This window comes from Pseudomonas sp. NFX183 (assembly GCF_047943075.1).
In the GTDB taxonomy this organism is placed as follows: Bacteria; Pseudomonadota; Gammaproteobacteria; order Pseudomonadales; family Pseudomonadaceae; genus Aquipseudomonas.
The window spans coordinates 4117414-4140618 of sequence record NZ_CP181333.1; the positions used below are offsets into that span (position 1 = coordinate 4117414).

Genomic DNA, 23205 nt, shown 5'->3' on the forward strand with positions numbered 1-23205 from the left:
GCTTCGCCGAGGACATGTAATGGCTACCGAACACGAAAACACTTCCGCCGAAGACCAGGCCCTGGCTGACGAGTGGGCTGCAGCGCTGGAAGAAACCGGCGATGTCGGCCAGGACGACATCGACGCGCTGCTGGCCGCCGACGCCGCCACCGCGCCGGCCGGCAAGCGCCTGCCAATGGAAGAATTCGGCAGCGTGCCGAAGAACAACGACCCGGTGACCCTCGACGGCCCGAACCTGGATGTGATCCTCGACATCCCGGTGTCGATTTCCATGGAAGTGGGCAGCACCGAAATCAACATCCGCAACCTGTTACAGCTCAACCAGGGTTCGGTGATCGAACTCGACCGCCTGGCCGGCGAGCCGCTGGACGTGCTGGTCAACGGCACCCTGATCGCCCATGGCGAGGTGGTGGTGGTCAACGAAAAGTTCGGCATCCGCCTGACGGACGTGATCAGCCCAAGCGAACGCATCAAGAAGTTGCGCTGATATGAAGTATTCGATGGCGGGACTGTTTCTGGCGCTGCCATTGAGCGCCCTGGCGGCTGAGCCGGTTGCGCAAGCGGCGGCTGCGGCGCCCGTGGTCAGCAGCGGCATCGGCGGGCAATTGACCCAACTGGTGCTGGGCCTGTTGCTGGTGGTCGGTCTGATTTTCGTGCTGGCCTGGTTGATGCGCCGCGTGCAGCGCATCGGCCCGGGCAATGGCCAGGTCATCGAGATGATCGGCTCGCGCGCCCTCGGCCCGCGTGATCGTCTGGTGCTGGTGCAAGTCGGCGAAGAGCAGATTCTGCTCGGCATCACGCCCGGCCGTATCACCCCGCTGCATGTGCTCAAGTCGCCGGTGGAAGTGGCCAAGGCCGAGGCCGCCACGCCAGAATTCGCCCAGCGCCTGATGGAGTTGCTGGGCAAGGATCAGAAGGATAAGAAGTAATGCGCGTTTTATTGACGCTCATGCTGTTGCTGGCCGCGCCGCTGGCGTTTGCGGCCGACCCGTTGTCGATCCCGGCGATCACGCTGGGCACCAACGCCGCCGGCGCGCAGGAATACTCGGTCAGCCTGCAGATCCTGCTGATCATGACCGCGCTGAGTTTTATCCCGGCGTTTGTCATGCTGATGACCAGCTTTACGCGGATCATCATCGTCTTTTCGATTTTGCGTCAGGCCCTGGGCCTGCAGCAGACGCCGTCGAACCAGATCCTCACCGGCATGGCCTTGTTTTTGACGCTGTTCATCATGGCGCCGGTGTTCGACAAGGTGAACCAGCAAGCCCTGCAACCCTATCTGGCGGAAAAACTCAGCGCCCAGGATGCGATCGACAAAGCCCAGGGCCCGATCAAGGACTTCATGCTGTCACAAACCCGCTCCAGCGACCTTGAGCTGTTCATGCGCTTGTCCAAGCGCACCGACATCGCCACGCCGGATCAGGCGCCGCTGACCATTCTGGTACCAGCCTTCGTCACCTCCGAGCTGAAGACCGCGTTCCAGATCGGCTTCATGATCTTCATCCCGTTCTTGATCATCGACCTGGTGGTGGCGAGCGTGCTGATGGCCATGGGCATGATGATGCTCTCGCCACTGATTATTTCGTTGCCATTCAAGATCATGCTGTTTGTGCTGGTGGACGGCTGGGCGCTGATTATCGGCACGCTGGCCAGCAGTTTCGGCGGAGTGTAGTGCCATGACCCCAGAAGTAGCGGTCGACCTGTTCCGTGAAGCGCTGTGGCTGACCACCATGATGGTCGCCGTGCTGGTGGTGCCGAGCCTGTTGGTCGGCCTGCTGGTAGCGATGTTCCAGGCGGCGACGCAGATCAACGAACAGACCTTGAGCTTCCTCCCGCGGTTGCTGGTGATGCTGATCACCTTGATCGTCGCCGGCCCGTGGCTGGTGCAAACCTTCATGGAATATATCCTGCAGCTGTACGGCAGTATTCCGCAGTTGATCGGCTGACCCCATGCAATCTGTGCTGGCACTGACCGACACCCAGATCAGCACCTGGGTGGCGTCTTTCATCTTGCCGATGTTCCGCGTCACGGCGGTGCTGATGACCATGCCGGTGTTCGGCACCACCCTGGTTCCGCGGCGTATCCGCCTGTATTTCGCCTTTGCCATTACCGTCGTGATCGTGCCCGGCCTGCCGCCGATGCCGCCGGTGAACGCGCTGGACCTGAGTGCCTTGCTGCTGATCGCCGAGCAGATATTGATTGGCGCGCTGCTGGGCTTTTCGCTGACATTGTTCTTCCAGGCGTTTGTGATCGCCGGGCAAATCATCTCGATCCAGATGGGCATGGGCTTTGCGTCCATGGTCGACCCCACCAACGGCGTGTCGGTGGCGGTGATCGGGCAATTCCTGACCATGCTGGTGACCTTGCTGTTCCTGGCCATGAACGGCCACCTGGTGGTGTTTGAGGTCATGACCGAAAGCTTCACCACCTTGCCGGTGGGCTCGGGGTTGGTGGTCAGTCACTTCTGGGAACTGGTGGGGCGCCTGAGCTGGGTGTTGGGCGCGTCGCTGTTGCTGGTGTTGCCGGCGATCACCGCGCTGCTGGTGGTTAACATCGCGTTCGGCGTGATGACGCGCGCGGCGCCGCAACTGAACATTTTCTCGATTGGTTTCCCGCTGACCCTGGTGTTGGGCATGGGAATTTTCTGGATCGGCATGGCCGACATTCTCAATCAGTATCAACCGCTGGCGACCGACGCCTTGCAGTTCTTACGTGATCTGGCACGGGCGCGTTGAGCCATGGCCGAGAGCGAGAGTGGTCAGGACAAAACAGAAGACCCCACGGACAAACGCAAAAAGGACTCCAGGGAAAAGGGTGAGATTGCCCGCTCCAAAGAACTCAATACCCTCGCCGTCATGCTGGCCGGCGCCGGTGGCCTGCTGATTTACGGCGGCGGTCTGGCGCTGGACATGATGGAGTTGATGAAACTCAACTTCTCGTTGCCGCGTGAAGTGCTGCTCAGCCCCGGCGCCATGGGCCAGTACCTGCTGCACTCGGGCAAAATCGCGATCCTGGCGGTGCAGCCGGTGCTCATCACCTTGTTGCTGGCCGCGTTGATCGGCCCGGTGTCCCTGGGCGGCTGGCTGTTTGCCGCTGGCAGCATGGCGCCCAAGTTCAGCCGGATGAACCCCGCGGCTGGGCTCAAGCGCATGTTTTCCAGCAAGGCGCTGGTGGAACTGCTCAAGGCGTTGGCGAAGTTCATCCTGATCCTGTTTGTGGCGCTGACGGTGTTGTCGTCCGACATCGACGACTTGCTGCGCATCGCCCATGAGCCGCTGGAGTCGGCGATCATCCACAGCGTGCAGGTGGTGGGCTGGAGCGCGCTGTGGATGGCCTGCGGGTTGATCATCATCGCCGCCGTGGATGCGCCGATCCAGCTGTGGGAAAGCCACAAGAAGCTGCTGATGACCAAGCAGGAAGTGCGCGACGAGCACAAAGACCAGGAAGGTCGGCCCGAGGTCAAGCAGCGCATTCGCCAGCTGCAGCGCGAAATGTCCCAGCGCAAGATGATGGCGGCAGTGCCGGATGCCGACGTGGTCATCACCAACCCGACTCACTACGCCGTGGCCCTCAAGTACGACCCGGAGAAGGGCGGCGCGCCGATGCTGTTGGCCAAGGGCAGCGACTTTACCGCGCTGAAAATCCGCGAAATCGCCGTGGCCAACGACATTCTGTTGCTGGAGTCGCCGGAGTTGGCGCGGTCGATCTTCTATTCCACCGACCTCGATCAGGAAATCCCGGCGGGCTTGTACCTGGCCGTGGCGCAGGTGTTGGCCTATGTCTACCAGATCCGCCAATACCGCGCGGGCAAGGGCAAGCGGCCCGAGCCGCTCAAGGATCTGCCGATCCCGCCGGATTTGCGCCGCGATTCCTGATCCTGAATTGGTCGCGAGCTGGTTCTTGTGGTGAGCGGGCTTGCCCCGCGTTGGGCTGCGCAGCAGCCCCAATAGGCTCACCGCGTTCCCTCAGGCCCACCTCAGCGTTCGGTTTTAGGGCCGCTTCGCAGCCCAGCGCGGGGCAAGCCCGCTCGCCACAAAAAACGCCTGCTCGCCACGGTACGTTCGTCGCGCTATCCGCTACCACTCGTCGTTCACCCCCGTCTACCTGTCAACTCTGACAGTAGCCAGCGCCGCCTGCTCGCGGTTCCATGGCAGCACACTGCACACAGGTCGTTGTAGAGATGCAGAGGGAGCGGTAATGGAAGCGGTAACGGGCACGATCAAATCTTATAGCCGGAAAACCGGGGAAGGCTTGATTGCACTGGATGGCGGCGATGAGCCGGTGCAGGTGGATCTCAAAAGTTCGTGCGGGGTTTGGTTGAAAACGGGCCTACGCGTGCAATTCGCGAGGATCCATCGGCCCAAGGGCATCTTCGCGTCGCATATCAAGATTATCTAGCGACCCGTGCGGGTCATGGAACCCGATGTAAGGAGAGCGGCAATGGCAACAGGCACAGTGAAGTGGTTTAACGCGGAGAAGGGGTTTGGTTTCATTACTCAGGATGGGGGCGGGTCTGACGTGTTCGTTCACTTTTCGGCCATCGTCAGTGAAGGGTTCAAGACCCTTGAAGAAGGTAAAAAAGTAAAGTTCGACGTCGCTCAGGGGGCGAAAGGGCCACAGGCCGAAAAGGTCGAAGTTCTCTAGGCAGTTTATTGCTCGCCCCTGCGCAAGAGCGCAGGGGCGAGCAGTGCAGTCCAGCACGCGCTCGGCCCTTAACCTTCCGACCTCAATCAGCTGCGCAATGCCCGGCGCGCCTTCTCGTTGTGACCTTTCCAGACCAAAAGCGAAATCGCAGGGGCAACCCCAAATATTGTCGGAATTGCCTCGTTAGCAGCAGAGGCACACAGATCCAACTGTGGGAGCTGGCTTGCCTGCGATGACTGACTCACGGCTAGCCCTTCAGGTGACTGGCACACCGCAATCGCAGGCAAGCCAGCTCCCACACTTGAATCGGTTCGCACTCGACGTTCTTGTCAGCCAGCGACCCCGTGGGTAAAGGGATTCAAGCTGGAATGCAAAAGTTGGAAGGCTTCTTGCAATACCGCCTCCAGGGCGCGCTTCAGCGTCAAAACTTTGCTTCAAGGAACACGAGGAATACCGGTGGTAGATCGCTCTCAAATGCTCAACACGGCCCGTGGCACCCTGACTGATCTGTCGCGGGGCAACCTGGGTGTGCCGTTGTTGTTGCTGGTGATGCTGGCAATGATGATGTTGCCGATGCCGCCGTTCCTGCTCGACGTGTTTTTTACCTTCAACATTGCCCTGTCCGTCGTCGTGCTGCTGGTCTGCGTGTACGCCCTGCGGCCGCTGGATTTCGCGGTATTCCCCACCATCCTGCTGATCGCGACCCTGCTGCGCCTGGCGCTGAACGTGGCGTCCACGCGGGTGGTGATGCTCCACGGCCAGGACGGCCACGCCGCCGCCGGTAAGGTGATCCAGGCGTTCGGTGAAGTGGTGATCGGCGGTAACTACGTGGTCGGTATCGTGGTGTTCGCGATCCTGATGATCATCAACTTCGTGGTGGTGACCAAGGGCGCCGGGCGGATTTCCGAGGTGAGCGCGCGCTTTACCCTCGACGCCATGCCCGGCAAACAAATGGCGATCGACGCCGACCTCAACGCCGGCCTGATCGACCAGGGCCAGGCCAAGGCCCGCCGTCTGGAAGTGGCCCAGGAAGCCGAGTTCTACGGTTCCATGGACGGTGCGAGCAAGTTCGTGCGCGGTGACGCCATCGCCGGCCTGTTGATTCTGTTCATCAACCTGATCGGCGGCATGGCGGTTGGTATCTTCCAGCACGGCATGACCTTCGGCGATGCGGGCAAGGTCTACGCCTTGCTGACCATCGGTGACGGTTTAGTGGCGCAATTGCCATCACTGTTGTTATCCACAGCCGCCGCGATCATGGTGACCCGTGCTTCGGGCTCCGAAGACATGGGCAAGCAGATCAGCCGCCAGATGTTTGCCTCGCCCAAGGCGCTGGCCGTGGCCGCCGGCATCATGGCGATCATGGGCATCGTGCCGGGCATGCCGCACATCTCGTTCCTGAGCATGGCGGCCATGGCCGCCGGCGGTGCGTACCTGTTCTGGCGCAAGCAAAACCAGGTCAAGGTGCAGGCCCAGCAGGAAATCGCCCGCCAGCAGGACCTGCTGCCGTCGCCGGCCCGCGCCCAGGAAACCAAAGAGCTTGGCTGGGATGACGTGACCCCGATCGACATGATCGGCCTGGAAGTCGGCTACCGCCTGATTCCGCTGGTGGACCGCAACCAGGGCGGCCAATTGCTGGCGCGGATCAAGGGCGTGCGCAAGAAGCTGTCCCAGGACCTGGGCTTCCTGATGCCGACCGTGCACATCCGCGACAACCTCGACCTGGCCCCCAGCGCCTACCGCCTGACCCTGATGGGCGTGATCCTCGCCGAAGCCGAGATTTACCCCGACCGCGAACTGGCGATCAACCCCGGCCAGGTGTTCGGCACGCTCAACGGCATAACCGCCAAAGATCCGGCTTTTGGCCTGGAAGCGGTGTGGATCGAAGTCAGCCAGCGCAGCCAGGCGCAATCGCTGGGTTACACCGTGGTAGACGCCAGTACGGTGGTCGCCACGCACCTCAATCAGATCCTGTACAAGCACTCCCACGAGCTGATCGGCCACGAGGAAGTCCAGCAATTGATGGGGTTGCTGGCCAAAGCCTCGCCAAAACTGGCCGAAGAACTGGTGCCGGGCGTGCTGTCGCTGTCGCAATTGCTCAAGGTGTTGCAGGCCTTGCTCGCCGAACAGGTGCCGGTGCGCGACATTCGCAGCATCGCCGAGGCCATCGCGAACAACGCCGCCAAGAGTCAAGATACCGCCGCGCTGGTGGCGGCGGTGCGGGTCGGATTGTCCCGTGCAATCGTGCAAAGCATTGTAGGGATTGAGTCTGAGCTGCCTGTGATCACCTTGGAGCCAAGGTTGGAACAAATATTGCTCAATAGTATTCAGAAGGCGGGACAAGGCCAGGAAGAGGGCGTTCTGCTGGAGCCAAGCATGGCGGAAAAACTGCAGCGTTCTTTGATTGAGGCCGCGCAGCGCCAGGAAATGGCGGGTCACCCGGTAATTCTGCTGGTGGCGGGCCCGGTCCGCGCGATGTTGTCGCGGTTTGGACGTCTGGCAGTGCCGAATTTGCACGTTTTGGCTTATCAGGAAATTCCTGACAACAAGCAAGTGACTATTGTCGCGACAGTAGGGCCCAACGGCTGAGGTAGTGGGTTATGCAAGTTAAGCGTTTTTTCGCCGCCGATATGCGTCAGGCCATGAAACTGGTACGTGATGAGCTGGGCGCCGATGCCGCGATTATCGGAAACCGTCGTATTGCCGGCGGTGTCGAGCTGACGGCTGCCCTGGATTACACCCCCTCGGCGCTGGCGCCGCGTGTGCCGAACATGGAGCTCGAAGACGAGCTGCGCAAGACGGCCTCGCGAATTGTCTCGGCCCAGGCTGAATTGAGCATGCGTGGCGACAGCGATGCCAGCACCAACCGCCAGTTGTTCGCCGGCCTGCCGCTGACCGCTGCCGAGCCGCTGGTTGAACCGACATTCAAAGAACCGCCACGTCCTGCAGCGCCGGCCCCGGCTGCCGCAGTTGACCAGCGCGTGTTCGACTCGATGCGCTTTGAACTCAACGGCCTGCGTGAGCTGCTCGAAGTGCAGTTGGGCTCGCTGGCGTGGAACCAGTTGCAAGGCAGCAAACCGCAACAAGCCAACCTGTGGCGTCGCCTGCAACGCATCGGCCTGTCTGGCCCGTTGTCCCGCGACCTGCTGGCGCTGACCGCCGAAGTTGAAGAACCACGCCAGGCCTGGCGCATGTTGCTGGCGCACTTGGCACGCATGATCGTCACCCCGGAAATCGAACCCCTGGAAGAGGGCGGTGTGATTGCCATGGTCGGCCCAGCCGGCATGGGCAAGACCACCACCCTGGCCAAGCTGGCAGCGCGTTATGTGCTCAAGTACGGCGCGCAGAATATCGCGCTGGTGAGCATGGACAGCTACCGCATTGGCGCCCAGGAGCAGCTCAAGACCCTGGGCCGCATCCTCAATGTGACGGTGACCCACGTTGACCCGGGCCAGTCGCTGGCCAACGCCCTCGACCCGCTGCTGCGCAAGCGCGTGGTGCTGATCGACACCGCCGGCCTGCAAGCCAGTGACCCGGCGCTGCGCATGCAGCTCGAAAGCCTGGCCGGGCGTGGCATCAAGTCAAAAAATTACCTGGTGCTTGCAACCACCAGCCAGAAACAGGTTCTTACCGCTGCATATCACAGCTACAAGCGTTGCGGCCTGGCCGGTTGCATCCTCACCAAGCTCGATGAAACCGCGAGCCTGGGTGAAGTGCTGAGCCTGGCCATCAGTCATGAATTACCGGTCGCCTACCTGACCGACGGGCCGCGGATCCCGGATGATCTTCATCTGCCGCGCCGTCATCAGCTGGTCAGCCGTGCTGTCAGTGTGCAAATGCAAGAAGAGCCTAGCGAGGAAGCGATGGCCGATATGTTCGCCGACCTTTACCACAACCCCGCCAAGCGGGTCGGTTAAGGCCAGGATGAACACCATGAAATGTATCTACATCGATGGTCTGCAAGCGATTCACGCGGCCAAGCCATGTAGCCTGCGTCTAAGCAAGACAAGGTAAAGAAATAAAATGGGCAGCATGCATCCCGTACAGGTGATCGCGGTGACCGGCGGCAAAGGTGGCGTCGGGAAAACTAACGTGTCAGTGAATTTGTCCCTGGCCCTGGCAGAGCTTGGCCGTCGCGTCATGCTGCTGGATGCTGACCTGGGCCTGGCGAACGTCGACGTTCTGCTGGGGCTGACACCCAAACACACCCTTGCCGATGTGATCGAGGGCCGCTGCGAGCTGCGCGATGTGCTGCTGCAAGGCCCCGGTGGCATTCGCATCGTGCCGGCCGCCTCGGGCACCCAGAGTATGGTGCACCTGAGCCCGGCGCAGCACGCCGGCCTGATCCAGGCGTTCAGCGATATCGGCGACAACCTCGACGTGCTGGTGATCGACACCGCCGCCGGCATCGGCGAGTCCGTGGTCAGCTTCGTGCGCGCCGCCCAGGAAGTGCTGCTGGTGGTCTGCGACGAACCCACCTCGATCACCGACGCCTACGCCCTGATCAAACTGCTTAACCGTGACTACGGCATGAACCGCTTCCGCGTGCTGGCCAACATGGCCCAAAGCCCGCAGGAAGGGCGCAACCTGTTCGCCAAGTTGACCAAGGTCACGGATCGCTTCCTGGATGTCGCCTTACAATATGTAGGCGCAGTTCCCTATGACGAGTGTGTACGCAAGGCTGTGCAAAAGCAGCGTGCGGTCTACGAAGCGTTCCCTCGTTCGAAGTGCGCGCTGGCGTTCAAGGCTATTGCCCAGAAGGTCGATACTTGGCCGTTGCCCGCCAACCCTCGGGGGCATCTGGAGTTTTTCGTCGAGCGATTGGTGCATCAGACGAGCGCGGGACCTGTGCTATGACATCCAGCGGCTACAACCTTTACAAAAAGTCGGCGCGTGACAGCCAGGGCGAATTGATCGAGCGCTATGCGCCCCTGGTCAAGCGCATTGCCTATCACTTGCTGGCACGCCTGCCGGCCAGCGTGCAGGTCGAAGACCTGATCCAGGCCGGCATGATCGGTCTGCTCGAAGTGTCGACCAAATACGACGCGAGCAAAGGCGCGAGTTTCGAGACGTATGCGGGTATCCGTATCCGTGGCGCGATGCTCGATGAAGTGCGTAAAGGGGATTGGGCGCCGCGTTCGGTACACCGCAATACGCGCATGGTCAGTGACGCAATTCGTGCAATTGAAGCAAAAACCGGTCGTGACGCTAAAGATCATGAAGTTGCGGCCGAACTCCAATTGAGTCTCGACGATTACTACGGGATTTTGAACGATACCTTGGGCAGCCGCCTGTTCAGTTTCGACGACCTGTTGCAGGACGGCGAACACGAAGGGCTGCACGAGGACGGCGCGAGTGCTCATCTCGAACCGTCACGCGACCTGGAGGACGAACGTTTCCAGGGCGCGCTGGCGGAAGCGATTGCCAATTTGCCGGAGCGTGAGCGACTGGTGTTGGCGCTGTACTACGACGAAGAGCTGAACCTCAAGGAAATCGGTGAGGTCCTGGGGGTCAGCGAATCGCGTGTCAGCCAGTTGCACAGCCAGTGCGCAGCCCGCTTGCGGGGGCGATTGGGAGAGTGGCGCGCGCGCTGACAGGCAGTGTGGGGACACTGCAGACGCTACCGCGAAGGCTTCATGCCTTCGCGGGTTCGTACCGTGGTGCCCTGGGCAGTCCTTTTTGTGTAACGCCTGTTGATTGAAATGGCGCGTCCAGGTGCTGGGCGCGTTTAAGACTGCTTGGAGGTCGAATTGGACAAGAACATGAAAATCCTCATCGTTGATGACTTCTCAACGATGCGGCGGATCATAAAAAACCTGTTGCGTGACCTTGGGTTCACCAACACGGTCGAGGCGGATGACGGCATTACGGCGATTCCGATCCTCAACAGCGGGAGCATCGACTTTCTGGTAACCGACTGGAACATGCCGGGCATGACCGGTATCGACCTGCTGCGTCACGTGCGCGCCGATGAAAAACTGCGCAGCCTGCCTGTGTTGATGGTGACCGCCGAAGCCAAGCGTGAACAGATCATCGAAGCCGCCCAAGCCGGGGTAAACGGCTACGTGGTCAAGCCATTCACTGCACTGGCCTTGAAAGAGAAGATTGAAAAAATCTTCGAACGCATCGGTCATTGATGCTGCCACGGGGGAGCTATGGAGCATAAAGAAACGTCACAGGGAGACTTTGAGTCGACCCTGAAAAAGCATGCTCACCAGTTGGTCGAAAGCCTTGAAAAAGGCCACTTCGGCGATGCGGTGCAGTTGATCCATGAGCTTAACCAGACCCGTGACCGCGGCCTGTATCAGGAAGTGGGCAAGCTCACGCGCGAGCTGCACAGTGCGATCGTCAATTTTCAGATTGACCCGCACATGCCCCAGGCCGAAGAAATTTCGCAAATCACCGATGCCACCGAACGCCTGTCCTATGTGGTCAGGCTGACTGAGGCGGCGGCCAACCGCACCATGGACCTGGTGGAAAACGCCACGCCGCTGGTCAATGGCATGGCCACCGACGCTCAGGCGCTCAGCGTTGACTGGGGCCGCTTCATGCGTCGTGAAGTGGGGGCTGAAGAGTTTCGTGAATTAGCGCGTCGGGTTGACGCTTTTCTGTCACGCAGCGAGCAGGAAAACCGCACGGTTTCCAGCAACCTCAATGACATTCTGCTGGCCCAGGATTACCAGGACCTCACCGGTCAGGTGATCAAGCGCGTGACCCAATTGGTCACCGAAGTGGAAAGCAACCTGCTCAAACTGGTGCTCATGGCCGGCCAGGTAGACCGTTTTGCCGGTATCGAACATGACCGCGAAGCGATCCTCTCGGAAAAAGATCCAAAAAAACATCTCGCCAAGGGTGAAGGTCCGCAGATTCATGCCGATAAACGTGAAGACGTTATGTCAGGTCAGGATGACGTAGATGACCTGTTATCCAGTTTAGGCTTCTAAGGAGCACCCACATGAGCTTCGGCGCCGATGAAGAAATCCTTCAGGATTTCCTTGTAGAGGCCGGCGAAATTTTAGAGCAACTGTCCGAGCAACTGGTCGAGCTGGAAAGCCGACCGGATGATGCGAACCTGCTCAATGCAATTTTTCGCGGTTTTCACACTGTAAAAGGGGGCGCCGGCTTCCTCCAGCTCCATGAGCTGGTGGAGTGCTGTCACATCGCCGAGAACGTGTTCGACATCCTGCGCAAGGGTGAGCGGCACGTCGACTCGGAACTGATGGACGTGATTCTCGAAGCGCTGGATGCGGTCAACGGCATGTTCAGTGAAGTGCGCGAACGTGCACCGATCACTGCGGCCACGCCGGAACTGCTGGCGGCCCTGGCACGCCTGGCAGAACCGGCCACGTCGGCGGCACCTGTGGCAGCGGCGCCTGAACCGGTTGTCGAGGCTGAGCCGGATGTGACCGACAGCGAGTTCGAGCAGTTGCTCAACTCCCTCAGTGCGGTGAAGGCCGAAGCTGAAGCACCGCAAGCGCCCACTGCGCCTGCAGCGCCGACCAGCGAAGACATTACCGACGCCGAGTTCGAATCGCTGCTCGACCAATTGCATGGCAAAGGCCAGTTCGCCGCCGACGCCGTGGCACCTGCCGCTGCGCCGCAAGCACCGGCGGCGTCTGCCAACACCGACATTACCGACGACGAATTCGAAGCGTTGCTCGACCAGTTGCATGGCAAAGGCACCTTTGCGGCCGAAGCCTTGCCGGAAGTCGCGGCCACCGCCGCCGCGCCTGCCGCCACGGCAGAACCGGCAGAACCGGCTGGCGACGGGCTGATCTCCGATCACGAATTCGAAGCCTTGCTGGATGAATTGCACGGCAAAGGCAAGTTCACCGAAGTGGCCCCGGCCGCCGCGGCGACCGCCACCCCGGTAGCGGCGAAACCCGCGCCTGCCAAAGCCGCCGCACCGGCCGCCGCCAAACCCGCTCCAGCCCCCGCAGCCCCCGCAGCCCCCGCAGCCGCCCCGGCGCCTGCACGGGCTGGTGCGGCGCCGGTGGCCGAGAAGCCTGCCAGTGAAGCCGAAACCACCGTACGGGTTGATACCGCACGCCTGGACGACATCATGAACATGGTCGGCGAACTGGTGCTGGTGCGTAACCGTCTGGTGCGCCTGGGCCTGAACAGCGGTGATGAAGCCATGCAGAAGGCCGTGTCGAACCTCGACGTGGTCACCGCTGACTTGCAGACCGCCGTGATGAAAACGCGGATGCAGCCGATCAAGAAAGTCTTCGGTCGCTTCCCGCGCCTGGTTCGCGACCTGGCGCGCCAGCTCAAGAAAGAAATCAACCTGGAACTGGTGGGTGAAGAAACCGACCTCGACAAAAACCTGGTCGAGGCCCTGGCCGACCCGCTGGTCCACTTGGTGCGCAACGCCGTCGACCACGGCGTCGAAACCCCGGAAGAACGTGAAGCCTCGGGCAAGTCGCGCAACGGCAAGGTGATCCTGGCCGCCGAGCAAGAAGGCGACCACATCCTGCTGTCGATCACCGACGACGGCAAAGGCATGGACCCGACGATTTTGCGCAATATCGCGGTCAAGCGTGGCGTGATGGACAAGGACGCCGCCGACCGCCTGACCGACACCGAGTGCTACAACCTGATCTTCGCCCCGGGCTTCTCGACCAAGACCGAGATTTCCGACGTGTCTGGCCGTGGCGTTGGCATGGACGTGGTGAAGACCAAGATCAGCCAGCTCAATGGCTCGATCAACATTTACTCGACCAAGGGCCAAGGCTCGAAAATCGTCATCAAGGTGCCGTTGACCCTGGCGATCATGCCGACCCTGATGGTGATGCTGGGCAACCAGGCGTTCGCCTTCCCGCTGGTCAACGTCAACGAGATCTTCCACCTCGACCTGTCGCGCACCAACGTGGTGGACGGCCAGGAAGTGGTGATCGTGCGCGACAAGGCGTTGCCCCTGTTCTACCTCAAGCGCTGGCTGGTGGCTTCGGCCAAGCATGAAGAGCAGCGCGAAGGCCATGTGGTGATCTTGTCCGTGGGCACCCAGCGTATCGGCTTTGTGGTCGATCAACTGGTTGGCCAGGAAGAAGTGGTCATCAAGCCGTTGGGCAAAATGCTGCAGGGAACCCCGGGCATGTCGGGTGCGACCATCACCGGTGACGGTCGGATCGCGCTGATTCTCGATGTTCCGAGCATGCTCAAGCGTTACGCCGCACGGCGTATTTGATTCTGGTGGGGCTTGGGCGGTAATGCCCGCCCCGCCTAACGGAGTGTTTATGGCAGTCAAGGTCCTGGTGGTGGACGATTCGGGTTTCTTCCGCCGCCGCGTCTCGGAAATTCTTTCCGCCGATCCAACGATCCAGGTGGTCGGCACGGCCACCAACGGCAAAGAAGCGATTGATCAAGCCATTGCGTTGAAGCCGGACGTGATCACCATGGACTACGAGATGCCGATGATGGATGGCATCACGGCTGTTCGGCACATCATGCAGCGCTGCCCGACTCCGGTGTTGATGTTCTCCTCGCTCACGCACGAAGGCGCCCGGGTCACCCTGGATGCGCTGGACGCGGGTGCCGTGGACTTCCTGCCGAAGAATTTCGAAGACATCTCGCGCAACCCCGAGAAGGTCAAGCAGATGCTGTGCGAGAAGGTGCACAGCATTTCGCGCAGTAACCGTCGCAGCCTGTCCAGTGCGCCGGCGCCGGCCCCGGTGGCAGCGCCTGCTGCGCCGACGTCGTCGTTTGCGCGCCCGGCACCTGCGCCCGTGGCACGCCCTGCGGCGCCGCCGGTGCGCGCCGCTGCACCGAGCGCGCATTCGCCTGCGCCCAAGCGCAAAGCCTACAAGCTTGTCGCTATCGGCACCTCTACCGGCGGCCCGGTGGCCTTGCAGCGGGTATTGACCCAACTGCCGGCCAACTTCCCTGCGCCGATTGTGCTGATCCAGCACATGCCGGCTGCCTTTACCAAAGCGTTCGCCGAGCGCCTGGACAAGCTGTGCCGCATCAGCGTCAAGGAAGCCGAGGATGGCGACATCCTGCGTCCTGGCCTTGCGCTGCTGGCCCCGGGCGGCAAGCAGATGATGGTCGATGGCCGTGGCGCGATCAAAATCCTGCCGGGCGATGAGCGCCTCAACTACAAGCCGTGCGTGGACATCACCTTCGGTTCGGCGGCCAAGTCCTACGGCGACAAAGTTCTGGCGGTGGTGCTTACCGGCATGGGCGCCGACGGCCGTGAAGGCGCGCGCCTGCTCAAGCAGGGCGGCAGCGCCATTTGGGCCCAGGACGAAGCCAGCTGCGTGATCTATGGCATGCCCATGGCCATCGTCAAGGCTGACCTGGCCGACGCCGTCTACAGCCTGGACGACATCGGCAAGCATCTGGTGGAGGCCTGCCTCTGATGGATGTCTTGAGCCTGATTGGCATCACCATGGCGTTTGTCGCGATTATCGGCGGCAACTACCTTGAAGGCGGCCACCTTGGCGCCTTGGCCAACGGCCCGGCGGCACTGATCGTGATCGGCGGCACCGTGGGCGCCGCGTTGCTGCAATCGCCCCTGAGTTCGTTCAAGCGCGCCATGCAGATTCTGGTGTGGATCATTTTCCCGCCACGCGTCGACCTGCCAGGCGGCGTCGACCGCGTGGTCAACTGGAGCCTCACCGCCCGCAAGGAAGGCCTGCTGGGCCTGGAAGGCGTGGCCGATGCCGAGCCCGACAGCTACGCGCGCAAAGGCCTGCAATTGCTGGTGGACGGCGCCGAACCGGAGGCGATCCGCAGCATCCTCGAGGTGGATTTCTACACCCAGGAAAGCCGCGACATCAACGCCGCCAAAGTCTTTGAAAGCATGGGCGGCTACGCGCCGACCATCGGCATCATCGGTGCGGTGATGGGCTTGATCCACGTGATGGGCAACCTGGCCGACCCGTCGCAGCTGGGCAGCGGCATTGCCGTGGCGTTTGTCGCCACCATCTACGGCGTGGCGAGTGCCAACCTGGTGTTGCTGCCGGTGGCGAGCAAGCTCAAGTCGATTGCCATGCGCCAGTCGCGTTACCGCGAAATGTTGCTGGAAGGCATCTTGTCGATTGCCGAGGGTGAAAACCCGCGCTCCATCGAATTGAAGCTTCAGGGCTTCATGGATTGATGGGCATGCTTTGTGTAGGAGGGAGTTTGTGAGCCGTCGTCGCCGCGAGCCTGAAGAGCACGTCAACCATGAACGCTGGCTGGTGTCCTACGCCGACTTCATTACCTTGCTGTTCGCGTTTTTCGTGGTGATGTACTCCATCTCGTCGATCAACGAAGGCAAGTACAAAGTCATTTCCCAGGCGCTGATCGGCGTGTTCAACGACGCCGACCGTGCCCTCAAGCCAATCCCCATTGGCGAAGAGCGGCCCAAGACCGTGACCCCGGCCAAGCCGCTGGTCAACGACAGCGACGAAACCGCCGCCGGCATCGGTGGCACCAGCGACCCGCTCAAAAGCATTGCCGATGACATCAGCGCTGCGTTTGGCGACCTGATCAAATCCAATCAGATGACTGTGCGCGGCAACGAGTTGTGGGTGGAAATCGAATTGAATTCCAGCCTGCTGTTCGCCAGCGCCGATGCGATGCCGAGCGACCAGGCGTTCACCATCATCGACAAGGTGGCGGCGATTCTCAAACCGTTTGAAAACCCGATCCACGTGGAAGGCTTTACCGACAATTTCCCGATTGCGACCGCGCAGTATCCGACCAACTGGGAACTGTCGTCGGCGCGCGCCGCAAGCATCGTGCGCATGCTCGCAATGCAGGGCGTGAACCCTGGTCGGCTGGCGTCGGTGGGCTACGGCGAATTCCAGCCGGTGGCCAATAACGCCACCGCCGAAGGCCGCGCGCGCAACCGTCGCGTGGTGCTGGTGGTGTCGCGCAACCTGGATGTACGCCGCAGCCTGACCGGCACCGGCACGGCCAATGCAACACCGGATGCGGCACTGAAGCGGGCTGGCACACAAACTGCTACGCCAACCGTTAAGCCGTCGGTTCGTCAGAGCGCCGTCAATTCTCCGTCACCGGCTCAATAACTTATGCAATGTCTCGGTCGCGCCATCGCCTGCCGGGAGGAACCAACCGAATGAGAGTCTGGGCAGTTGCCAATCAAAAGGGTGGAGTCGGCAAGACCACCACCTCCATCGCTTTAGCCGGCTTGCTGGCCGAGGCGGGCAAGCGTGTGGTCGTGGTCGACCTCGACCCGCATGGCTCGATGACCAGCTATTTCGGCTACGACCCGGATGCGCTGGAACACAGCTGCTACGACCTGTTCCTGCACAAAGGCAGCGTGCCTGCCGACTTGCCGGGGCAATTGCTGCTGCCCACCAGTAACGAAAGCATTTCCCTGCTGCCGTCCAGCACTGCGCTGGCGACCCTGGAGCGTCAGTCGCCGGGGCAGAGCGGTTTGGGCCTGGTGATCGCCAAGACGCTGGCGCAGCTGTGGCAGGACTTCGACTACGCGATCATCGACAGCCCGCCGCTGCTGGGCGTGCTGATGGTCAACGCCTTGGCGGCCAGCCAGCAGTTGGTGATCCCGGTGCAGACCGAGCACCTGGCGGTCAAAGGTCTGGAGCGCATGGTCAGTACGCTGGCGATGATTAACCGTTCGCGCAAGCAGGCGCTGCCGTTCAGCATCGTGCCGACGTTGTTCGACCGTCGTACCCAGGCGTCCCTTGGCACCTTGCGGGTATTGCGCGATGCCTACCCGGACACCATCTGGAATGGCTACATCCCGGTCGACACGCGCCTGCGTGACGCCAGCCGCGCGGGACTGACGCCTTCGCAGTTCGATGGCAAAAGCCGTGGCGTGCTGGCGTACCGCGCGTTGCTCAAGCATTTGCTGTCGCAACAGCTTGTGGCGCAGGTGGCGTGATGAACCGTCCCGTTGAATTCAAGACCCGGCCGCAACTGGCGCTGGAATCCTACCTGGATGCCCTGCTGCAGGACGCGACCGAAGAGGAACTGCCGGAACCGATTCTGGTGCTTGAACCGGTTGTAGAGGCCGAAGGCACGCTGGATGAGTTCCAGTTGGCAGTGCTCGAAGAACAAGCCCGCGATGCATACCTCGTGCCTGTGGTTGAGCCGATAGCGCCGATTGCGCCGGCGGTCGTGGCGCCCGTGGTGGTCGAGCCGGTGGTGGAAGTCCACCTGCCGCCGAGCATCACGCCGCCGCCAGTCACCGCGGATGGTCGCCCGGCGTGGGCCGCCGAGCCGTTCGAATGCCTGTTGTTCGACGTCGCCGGGTTGACCCTGGCGGTGCCGCTGGTGTGCCTGGGCTCGATCTATTCGCTGGAAGGTCAGGAGCTGACGCCGCTGTTCGGGCAACCGGAGTGGTTTCTCGGCATCCTGCCAAGCCAGGCCGGTAACCTCAAGGTGCTGGACACCGCACGCTGGGTCATGCCCGACCGTTACCGCGATGACTTCCGCCAGGGTTTGCAGTACGTGATTTCGGTTCAGGGCTACGAGTGGGGGCTGGCGGTGCATCAAGTCAGCCGCTCGTTGCGCCTGGACCCGAATGAAATCAAATGGCGCAGCCACCGGGGCCAGCGGCCGTGGTTGGCCGGCACCGTGATTGAACACATGTGCGCGTTGCTCGATGTCGCGGAGCTGGCTGAGTTGATCGCCAGCGGCGCGGTAAAAGCGATGCCACAGAACAAACGCAGTTGATTGAACAATAAGGCCCGCATGCAAGTGCGGTCAGCGAAGTACATACGCCGTGAAAACGGTATTTGAAGGGGTCCGAGGAATGAACAAGTCAGCATCCGCACAAGGTTTGGTCGATGATCCAATCCTGCAATGGGTAACCTTCAAACTGGACAACGAGTCCTACGGCATCAACGTGATGCGCGTGCAGGAAGTGTTGCGCTACACCGAGATCGCGCCGGTACCGGGTGCGCCGAGCTACGTGCTGGGCATCATCAACCTGCGCGGCAACGTGGTGACCGTGATCGATACCCGCCAGCGTTTTGGCCTGGTGCCGACCGAGGTTAACGACAACACGCGTATCGTCATCATCGAAGCCGACAAGCAGGTGGTCGGGATCATGGTCGACAGCGTGGCCGAAGTGGTTTACCTGCGCCAATCGGAAGTGGAAACCGCGCCGAACGTGGGCAACGAAGAATCGGCCAAGTTCATCCAGGGCGTGTGCAACAAGAACGGCGAACTGCTGATTCTGGTTGAGCTGGACAAGATGATGAGCGAAGAAGAATGGCAGGACCTGGAGAACATCTGATTGTTTTTTGAAGCGGCGGTGATTGTCCTGGCCCTGTTGTGGGCCGGGACCGTGGCGTTCCTGCTGCGCTATATGCGCCAGCAACGCGAATTGGCCCAGCAACAGGCCGAGCGCGATGCCGTGCGTGACCGGCGCATTCTTGACCTGGTCAAGCGCGTGGATCACTTCCAGCAGACTGCGGTAAAGGTCGGGGACGAGGTGCATGAACTGCGCGCGATTCTCGGGCCGCTGCCGGACAAGCTGGCGCAGATCGAACAACGCGACCCTTCGAGCCTGTCGTTCGCCCAGGCGGCGAAGCTGGTGGGCATGGGCGCGACCGTGGATGAGCTGACGCAGTCGTGTGGCTTGACCCAGGCTGAAGCGCAATTGATGAGTAAGTTGCACAAAAGCTGACGTAGGTTGCTGCACCTGTCCGACGTTGCGGGCTGGCTTTCCTGTGGGAGCTGGCTTGCCTGCGATGCGGACACCTCGGTACACCAGGCGTACTCGATAGGTGCCGCCTGACATTTGCGCCTCGGCCTGTGACGGATTACAGGGTGCAGGCGAGCATTTACGCCGACTGTTCAATCCAGCTGCATGAGCTGTCTGCCGACGGCAAGCGATGGGATGGCGTAGAACCTGTGCCCAACGGCAAGGTATCGACGTGCAACGCGATGGATAACTTCCAGGCGGCCAATAAATTTGCGTCCCCGATGGCTTTTTTCTCTCCGGCCAATGTCCACATCCTTCAAGCACCTTTGAACCCAGGAGAATCCCCGCATGACCACCCCCAAGGCACTGTTGATCCTGCACGGCAAGCAAGCCCTCAACGAGGATGTGCGCGCCGCCGTGCAGGCCCGTCGTGAGCAGGGCTGGGAGCTGGCGGTGCGGGTCACTTGGGAGGGCGGCGACGCCCAGCGCATCGTCAATGAGGCCCTGGCCGACGGCTATACCCACCTGATCGCCGGCGGCGGCGACGGCACCTTGCGTGATGTGGCCGAAGCCATGGCGCTGGCCAAGACCGACGCCAGCCTGGTGCTGATGCCGTTGGGCACCGCCAATGATTTTGCCCGCGCCGCCGGCGTTCCGCTGCAGCCTGCGCACGCGCTGGCGCTGCTGGACGTACCGCCCAGGGCCATCGACCTCGGCCAGGCCGGCGGGCAAATGTTCCTCAATATGGCCACCGGCGGGTTTGGCAGCCAGGTCACGGCCAACACCTCCGAAGACCTGAAAAAAGTCCTCGGCGGCGCGGCGTACCTGTTCACCGGGTTGACGCGTTTCAGTGAACTGAAGGCCGCCTATGGCGAGCTGGAAGGGCCGGGCTTTCATTGGAAGGGCGACCTGCTCGCGCTGGGGATCGGCAACGGTCGCCAGGCGGGCGGCGGCCATGTGCTGTGCCCTGGCGCGTTGGCCGACGACGGCTTGCTGGATATCAGCATTCTGCCGGCACCTCAGGAGGTGGTTGGCACGCTGATGACCCTGATGAGCGACGGCTGGGGCCTGGACAACATGTTTGTGCGCGCGCGCCTGCCGTGGGTCGAGATCAAGGTGGCCGAAGGGCTGTACATCAACCTGGACGGTGAACCGTTAAAAGGCGATGACCTGCGGTTCTCTGCACTGCCCAAGGCCTTGCGTGTGCACCTGCCGCTGAATTCGCCGCTAATCGTCCAGGCTGATGATCTGCTCGCGAACGGCGAATAGCACCAGGCCCGCCACGTCGAATATCTGCAGGCGCTTCATGATTTGCGAGCGATGCGCCTCCACGGTCTTGATGCTCAGGCCCAGGCCGTGAGCGATCTCCCGGGTGGATTTGCCGCGCACGATCAGGCGCAGGATTTCCAGCTGACGCGCCGTGAGGTTGTGGCTGTGGGCGACGGGGGAAGTGGGACCCTGGCTGCGGATCAGCGCCTGATTGATCACGGTGTGGGCAATCGCCGGGCTCAGGTAGCGTTCGTTGTTGCGCAGGGCGAGCAGGGCGTGTTCCAGCTCGTTGGCGGTGGTGTCCTTGAGCAGGTAGCCATGGGCGCCGGACTCCAGCGCCCGCATGATCAGCTCCGGATCGGTGTGCATCGACAGGATCAGCACTTTGCTTTTGGGGTAGGCCGCCTTGAGTTGCTGCAATGCGTCCAGGCCACCGACGTGCTTCATCGACAGGTCCAGCAGCACGATATCCGGCTGCAGTGCACTGAATTTTTCCAGTAACTGCGCACCATCATTGGCTTCACCGATCACGGTGTAGCCGGGAATATCCTGGATCAGGGCGCGTACGCCGGCCCGAATCAGTGCGTGGTCATCCACCAGGAGTAAATTGCAGGTCACTCGAGAACCTTAGGGGAACTGGCCCGTTCGAGGGCGCGCGGCGCCCAGGGGAAAAGTGCGTCGATCCGGGTCCCTTTGCCAGGCTGGCTGTTGACGGACAAAGTGCCCCCTAACTGATCTATCCGCTCGGACATGCCGGCCATGCCCCGTTGGCCTTCCAGGCCGGGGTTGATGGCAGGCGAGAAGCCCTGGCCGTCATCGCAGATCATCAGCGACAGGCCTTCGGGCAGGCGTTGCAGGCGCACCAGCAAGTTGTGCGCCTGGGCATGGCGAAGCATGTTGGTCACCGCTTCCTGGGTGATCCGAAAGGCCGCCACGGCCATCTCTTCGGGAATACCGGTCAGCCGTTGCTGGCATTCCAGGCTCCAGTGCACCGGGGTGTTTTCCAGGGTCTTGAGCAGGTGCGCGCGCAGGCTGGCTTCCAACCCCAGGCTGGCCAGCTGCCTGGGGTTGAGAATGGCCGAGACGTCGCGCACTTTGGCCAGGGTTTCATTCAAGGTGTTGCACAGCACCGTGCACTGGCTTTGCAGGTCTGGCGGCAAGCGGCGCTTGAGCCATTCGCTTTGCAGCTTGGCGGCAGTGAGCAACTGGCCGATATCGTCATGCAATTCGCGGCTGAGGCGATGCCGTTCGTTTTCCTGTACTTGCAGCAAGCGATCGGCCAATTCCTGCGGCTGGAATTTTATCGATTTGCGCGAGCGCCACTGTTGCACGCCCACCACCAGCAACGTGGCCAGGTTGAGCAAAGGGATCAATAACGGCAACGGCGCGGAACGGGTATAGGCCCACAGGCTGACCAGCAATGAGCAAAGGCACAGGGCGAGAACGATGCGGCGGGCATTGCTGCGGGACACGGATCTTGCGATGAGTGACTTTAAGCTGGCGTACATAGCGGATGGAGCCAATGAAGGTTCGCTGCGGGAAGACCGGTCACGGCGGCTGACGGGGCTTTGTTTGATATGCGGTGCCGAAACATCTTTTATACATCATGAAGTTGATTCACTTCGAGCGGGGCATAGTACCACCACTATTACCGTTGGTCGCCTGGCGACTCGCCTGAGGGGTTAACAACCACGCATAAATACTCAGGGCCCTAGTCTGCGCGTTAGAGGGTCCCGGAGTTGAAACAGCAGGCCGTTGTATTAATGAAGTGGGTGTGCAGAGTTATAGCGCTGATGGCTAATTGATATGTTGCTGTCGTTATTAGATAACTCACTGATTAAATACGACCTCTCACCCCTTCATGAGGTGTGATGTAAGCGTTGCTGCGGTTTATAACCGAAGTTTTTTTGCGGGATCTGCAAGGTGACTGTCGCAATCAATTTAGTTTGCTCGCTTTCATCCAGGGCCAGTTCGCCGGTGCGGGTGTCGATCAACTCCAGTTGCCAGGCCAGTAATGTCAGGCAGTCGTGCAAGGCGTTCAGCGCCTGGTCATGCAGTTCCATGGGGCAGGCGGCATTGGCAATCAGGTTTTGAATATGCCGAGAGAATTCGCTGATCGCCTGCAGGGCCAGGCCTTCGGCCTTTTCAGCCAGCTTGCTCAAACTGATTTTCATGCAGTCGATGGCATCGCTGTCGTTGCGAATCAGGTGCAAGTGGTTCAAGCACTCTTGCGACTTGGCCAGCAGCATCTCGGCCTCAAGCAGGAATTCGGGAAGTGCAGTTTGCCATTCGTTTGCGTTATTCATCATGCATGTCTCCGCAACATAAGCTCGGGTGATGAGATGCCGCACCGGGTGAATGGCGTAAACCTACCGCTGAAATATGACTGAAATCTGTAGCCCGCTTCCGAAATTCGAGTAGGACCGTTATTAGAATGATCACGGTAGCCGAGAGTGGCCCTGGTCATTCGGGTCGCTTGCACAACTTTGGATGCCGCCACGGCAATCTCTGAAAGACCCGTGGGCCGAGGGCTTGGGATGGCAAACAAAAGCCTGACTCCATTCATGCAATGAGAATGGCGTCACATTAATGGCTATTAGATATCGCGAATATCAGGTTAGGCCTGATTGTGTATAGGGGATTCCCTTACGCAGCGGAACCTCACGTC

Annotated in this window: 26 protein-coding genes; 23 read left to right on the forward strand and 3 right to left on the reverse strand. The window is 61.1% G+C overall.

The annotated features are described in order from the left end of the window. Nucleotides 1–19 precede the first annotated feature (19 nt). From fliN to yegS, 23 genes are all read left to right on the forward strand, one after another. Entirely contained in the window at nt 20–487 is a 468-nt protein-coding gene (gene fliN, locus ACM530_RS19255; protein WP_057700902.1) for a flagellar motor switch protein FliN, read from the forward strand. 1 nt (nt 488) lies between these two features. Then, entirely contained in the window at nt 489–929 is a 441-nt protein-coding gene (gene fliO / locus ACM530_RS19260) for a flagellar biosynthetic protein FliO (RefSeq protein ID WP_369301253.1), read from the forward strand. After that, nucleotides 929–1672 (forward strand): flagellar type III secretion system pore protein FliP, encoded by a 744-nt coding sequence (gene fliP / locus ACM530_RS19265; protein ID WP_106576465.1) that lies wholly within the window; start codon nt 929–931, stop codon nt 1670–1672. Before fliO ends, fliP begins: the two co-directional genes overlap by 1 nt. A gap of 4 nt (nt 1673–1676) precedes the next feature. Then, nucleotides 1677–1946 (forward strand): flagellar biosynthesis protein FliQ, encoded by a 270-nt coding sequence (gene fliQ, locus ACM530_RS19270; RefSeq protein WP_003214552.1) that lies wholly within the window; start codon nt 1677–1679, stop codon nt 1944–1946. Nucleotides 1947–1950: 4 nt separating this feature from the next. Next, nucleotides 1951–2736, forward strand: a complete 786-nt coding sequence (gene fliR / locus ACM530_RS19275; protein ID WP_064453451.1) for a flagellar biosynthetic protein FliR — start codon at nt 1951–1953, stop codon at nt 2734–2736. 3 nt (nt 2737–2739) lie between these two features. Further along, nucleotides 2740–3876 (forward strand): flagellar biosynthesis protein FlhB, encoded by a 1137-nt coding sequence (flhB, locus tag ACM530_RS19280; protein ID WP_145158867.1) that lies wholly within the window; start codon nt 2740–2742, stop codon nt 3874–3876. Nucleotides 3877–4198: 322 nt separating this feature from the next. Then, on the forward strand, nt 4199–4399 hold the full coding sequence (locus tag ACM530_RS19285) for a cold shock domain-containing protein (protein WP_145158865.1): 201 nt from the start codon (nt 4199–4201) through the stop codon (nt 4397–4399). Between the two features lie 42 nt (nt 4400–4441). Then, nucleotides 4442–4645 (forward strand): cold-shock protein, encoded by a 204-nt coding sequence (locus tag ACM530_RS19290; protein WP_145158863.1) that lies wholly within the window; start codon nt 4442–4444, stop codon nt 4643–4645. A 474-nt stretch (nt 4646–5119) separates the two neighbouring features. Continuing rightward, on the forward strand, nt 5120–7234 hold the full coding sequence (flhA, locus tag ACM530_RS19295) for a flagellar biosynthesis protein FlhA (RefSeq protein WP_145159571.1): 2115 nt from the start codon (nt 5120–5122) through the stop codon (nt 7232–7234). A gap of 11 nt (nt 7235–7245) precedes the next feature. Beyond that, a complete protein-coding gene (gene flhF, locus ACM530_RS19300) occupies nt 7246–8562 on the forward strand; it encodes a flagellar biosynthesis protein FlhF (RefSeq protein WP_106576470.1) in 1317 nt (438 codons plus the stop codon). Nucleotides 8563–8668: 106 nt separating this feature from the next. Then, nucleotides 8669–9502 carry a flagellar synthesis regulator FleN gene (fleN, locus tag ACM530_RS19305; RefSeq protein WP_003192912.1) on the forward strand — a complete coding sequence of 278 codons (834 nt, stop codon included), beginning with the start codon at nt 8669–8671 and terminating at the stop codon, nt 9500–9502. Then, nucleotides 9499–10239, forward strand: a complete 741-nt coding sequence (gene fliA / locus ACM530_RS19310) for an RNA polymerase sigma factor FliA (RefSeq protein WP_016973417.1) — start codon at nt 9499–9501, stop codon at nt 10237–10239. Before fleN ends, fliA begins: the two co-directional genes overlap by 4 nt. 168 nt (nt 10240–10407) lie before the next feature. Then, nucleotides 10408–10782: a chemotaxis response regulator CheY gene (locus tag ACM530_RS19315; protein ID WP_005790040.1), complete on the forward strand. Its 375-nt coding sequence runs from the start codon at nt 10408–10410 to the stop codon at nt 10780–10782. An 18-nt stretch (nt 10783–10800) separates the two neighbouring features. Next, on the forward strand, nt 10801–11589 hold the full coding sequence (locus tag ACM530_RS19320) for a protein phosphatase CheZ (protein ID WP_145158861.1): 789 nt from the start codon (nt 10801–10803) through the stop codon (nt 11587–11589). 11 nt (nt 11590–11600) lie between these two features. Next, a complete protein-coding gene (locus ACM530_RS19325; protein ID WP_416362907.1) occupies nt 11601–13832 on the forward strand; it encodes a chemotaxis protein CheA in 2232 nt (743 codons plus the stop codon). Nucleotides 13833–13881: 49 nt separating this feature from the next. Further along, the gene (locus ACM530_RS19330) at nt 13882–15003 is read left to right on the forward strand and encodes a protein-glutamate methylesterase/protein-glutamine glutaminase (protein WP_145158858.1); all 1122 of its coding nucleotides are present in this window, start codon (nt 13882–13884) and stop codon (nt 15001–15003) included. Further along, nucleotides 15003–15743 (forward strand): flagellar motor protein, encoded by a 741-nt coding sequence (locus tag ACM530_RS19335; RefSeq protein WP_416362908.1) that lies wholly within the window; start codon nt 15003–15005, stop codon nt 15741–15743. Before ACM530_RS19330 ends, ACM530_RS19335 begins: the two co-directional genes overlap by 1 nt. A 28-nt stretch (nt 15744–15771) precedes the next feature. Next, on the forward strand, nt 15772–16659 hold the full coding sequence (gene motD / locus ACM530_RS19340) for a flagellar motor protein MotD (RefSeq protein ID WP_145158853.1): 888 nt from the start codon (nt 15772–15774) through the stop codon (nt 16657–16659). A gap of 50 nt (nt 16660–16709) precedes the next feature. Beyond that, nucleotides 16710–17498, forward strand: coding sequence for a ParA family protein (locus ACM530_RS19345; protein ID WP_014719332.1), 789 nt, complete (start codon nt 16710–16712; stop codon nt 17496–17498). Further along, a complete protein-coding gene (locus tag ACM530_RS19350) occupies nt 17498–18292 on the forward strand; it encodes a CheW domain-containing protein (RefSeq protein WP_369301249.1) in 795 nt (264 codons plus the stop codon). Before ACM530_RS19345 ends, ACM530_RS19350 begins: the two co-directional genes overlap by 1 nt. Before the next feature lie 79 nt (nt 18293–18371). After that, a complete protein-coding gene (locus ACM530_RS19355) occupies nt 18372–18857 on the forward strand; it encodes a chemotaxis protein CheW (protein ID WP_106576477.1) in 486 nt (161 codons plus the stop codon). Next, nucleotides 18858–19250, forward strand: coding sequence for a DUF2802 domain-containing protein (locus ACM530_RS19360; RefSeq protein ID WP_145158849.1), 393 nt, complete (start codon nt 18858–18860; stop codon nt 19248–19250). It abuts the gene before it with no gap. 366 nt (nt 19251–19616) lie between these two features. Further along, nucleotides 19617–20537, forward strand: a complete 921-nt coding sequence (gene yegS / locus ACM530_RS19365; RefSeq protein ID WP_106576480.1) for a lipid kinase YegS — start codon at nt 19617–19619, stop codon at nt 20535–20537. On the opposite strand, the gene ACM530_RS19370 is transcribed toward yegS, so the two are convergent. The 3 genes from ACM530_RS19370 to ACM530_RS19380 form a co-directional block, all read right to left on the reverse strand. Continuing rightward, on the reverse strand, nt 20496–21155 hold the full coding sequence (locus ACM530_RS19370; RefSeq protein ID WP_242195599.1) for a response regulator transcription factor: 660 nt from the start codon (nt 21153–21155) through the stop codon (nt 20496–20498). The two genes, yegS and ACM530_RS19370, sit on opposite strands and share 42 nt — an antisense overlap. Further along, complete coding sequence (locus tag ACM530_RS19375; RefSeq protein ID WP_369301244.1) at nt 21152–22045, reverse strand: sensor histidine kinase; 894 nt, start codon at nt 22043–22045, stop codon at nt 21152–21154. Before ACM530_RS19375 ends, ACM530_RS19370 begins: the two co-directional genes overlap by 4 nt. 351 nt (nt 22046–22396) lie before the next feature. Beyond that, the gene (locus tag ACM530_RS19380) at nt 22397–22846 is read right to left on the reverse strand and encodes a hypothetical protein (protein WP_404484015.1); all 450 of its coding nucleotides are present in this window, start codon (nt 22844–22846) and stop codon (nt 22397–22399) included. Nucleotides 22847–23205: the final 359 nt, after the last annotated feature.

What these genes read in the sequence shown, in the direction of transcription:
- fliO (WP_369301253.1), top strand. Translation starts at nt 489, where the DNA reads ATGAAGTATTCGATGGCGGGACTGTTTCTGGCGCTGCCATTGAGCGCC.
- ACM530_RS19285 (WP_145158865.1), top strand. Translation starts at nt 4,199, where the DNA reads ATGGAAGCGGTAACGGGCACGATCAAATCTTATAGCCGGAAAACCGGG.
- ACM530_RS19375 (WP_369301244.1), bottom strand. Translation starts at nt 22,045, where the DNA reads ATGTACGCCAGCTTAAAGTCACTCATCGCAAGATCCGTGTCCCGCAGC.
- ACM530_RS19315 (WP_005790040.1), top strand. Translation starts at nt 10,408, where the DNA reads ATGAAAATCCTCATCGTTGATGACTTCTCAACGATGCGGCGGATCATA.
- fliA (WP_016973417.1), top strand. Translation starts at nt 9,499, where the DNA reads ATGACATCCAGCGGCTACAACCTTTACAAAAAGTCGGCGCGTGACAGC.
- flhB (WP_145158867.1), top strand. Translation starts at nt 2,740, where the DNA reads ATGGCCGAGAGCGAGAGTGGTCAGGACAAAACAGAAGACCCCACGGAC.
- ACM530_RS19345 (WP_014719332.1), top strand. Translation starts at nt 16,710, where the DNA reads ATGAGAGTCTGGGCAGTTGCCAATCAAAAGGGTGGAGTCGGCAAGACC.
- fliN (WP_057700902.1), top strand. Translation starts at nt 20, where the DNA reads ATGGCTACCGAACACGAAAACACTTCCGCCGAAGACCAGGCCCTGGCT.
- flhA (WP_145159571.1), top strand. Translation starts at nt 5,120, where the DNA reads ATGCTCAACACGGCCCGTGGCACCCTGACTGATCTGTCGCGGGGCAAC.
- ACM530_RS19380 (WP_404484015.1), bottom strand. Translation starts at nt 22,846, where the DNA reads ATGATGAATAACGCAAACGAATGGCAAACTGCACTTCCCGAATTCCTG.
- fliR (WP_064453451.1), top strand. Translation starts at nt 1,951, where the DNA reads ATGCAATCTGTGCTGGCACTGACCGACACCCAGATCAGCACCTGGGTG.
- fleN (WP_003192912.1), top strand. Translation starts at nt 8,669, where the DNA reads ATGGGCAGCATGCATCCCGTACAGGTGATCGCGGTGACCGGCGGCAAA.
- ACM530_RS19355 (WP_106576477.1), top strand. Translation starts at nt 18,372, where the DNA reads ATGAACAAGTCAGCATCCGCACAAGGTTTGGTCGATGATCCAATCCTG.
- ACM530_RS19350 (WP_369301249.1), top strand. Translation starts at nt 17,498, where the DNA reads ATGAACCGTCCCGTTGAATTCAAGACCCGGCCGCAACTGGCGCTGGAA.
- ACM530_RS19335 (WP_416362908.1), top strand. Translation starts at nt 15,003, where the DNA reads ATGGATGTCTTGAGCCTGATTGGCATCACCATGGCGTTTGTCGCGATT.
- fliQ (WP_003214552.1), top strand. Translation starts at nt 1,677, where the DNA reads ATGACCCCAGAAGTAGCGGTCGACCTGTTCCGTGAAGCGCTGTGGCTG.
- ACM530_RS19290 (WP_145158863.1), top strand. Translation starts at nt 4,442, where the DNA reads ATGGCAACAGGCACAGTGAAGTGGTTTAACGCGGAGAAGGGGTTTGGT.
- ACM530_RS19320 (WP_145158861.1), top strand. Translation starts at nt 10,801, where the DNA reads ATGGAGCATAAAGAAACGTCACAGGGAGACTTTGAGTCGACCCTGAAA.
- fliP (WP_106576465.1), top strand. Translation starts at nt 929, where the DNA reads ATGCGCGTTTTATTGACGCTCATGCTGTTGCTGGCCGCGCCGCTGGCG.
- yegS (WP_106576480.1), top strand. Translation starts at nt 19,617, where the DNA reads ATGACCACCCCCAAGGCACTGTTGATCCTGCACGGCAAGCAAGCCCTC.
- ACM530_RS19330 (WP_145158858.1), top strand. Translation starts at nt 13,882, where the DNA reads ATGGCAGTCAAGGTCCTGGTGGTGGACGATTCGGGTTTCTTCCGCCGC.
- flhF (WP_106576470.1), top strand. Translation starts at nt 7,246, where the DNA reads ATGCAAGTTAAGCGTTTTTTCGCCGCCGATATGCGTCAGGCCATGAAA.
- ACM530_RS19325 (WP_416362907.1), top strand. Translation starts at nt 11,601, where the DNA reads ATGAGCTTCGGCGCCGATGAAGAAATCCTTCAGGATTTCCTTGTAGAG.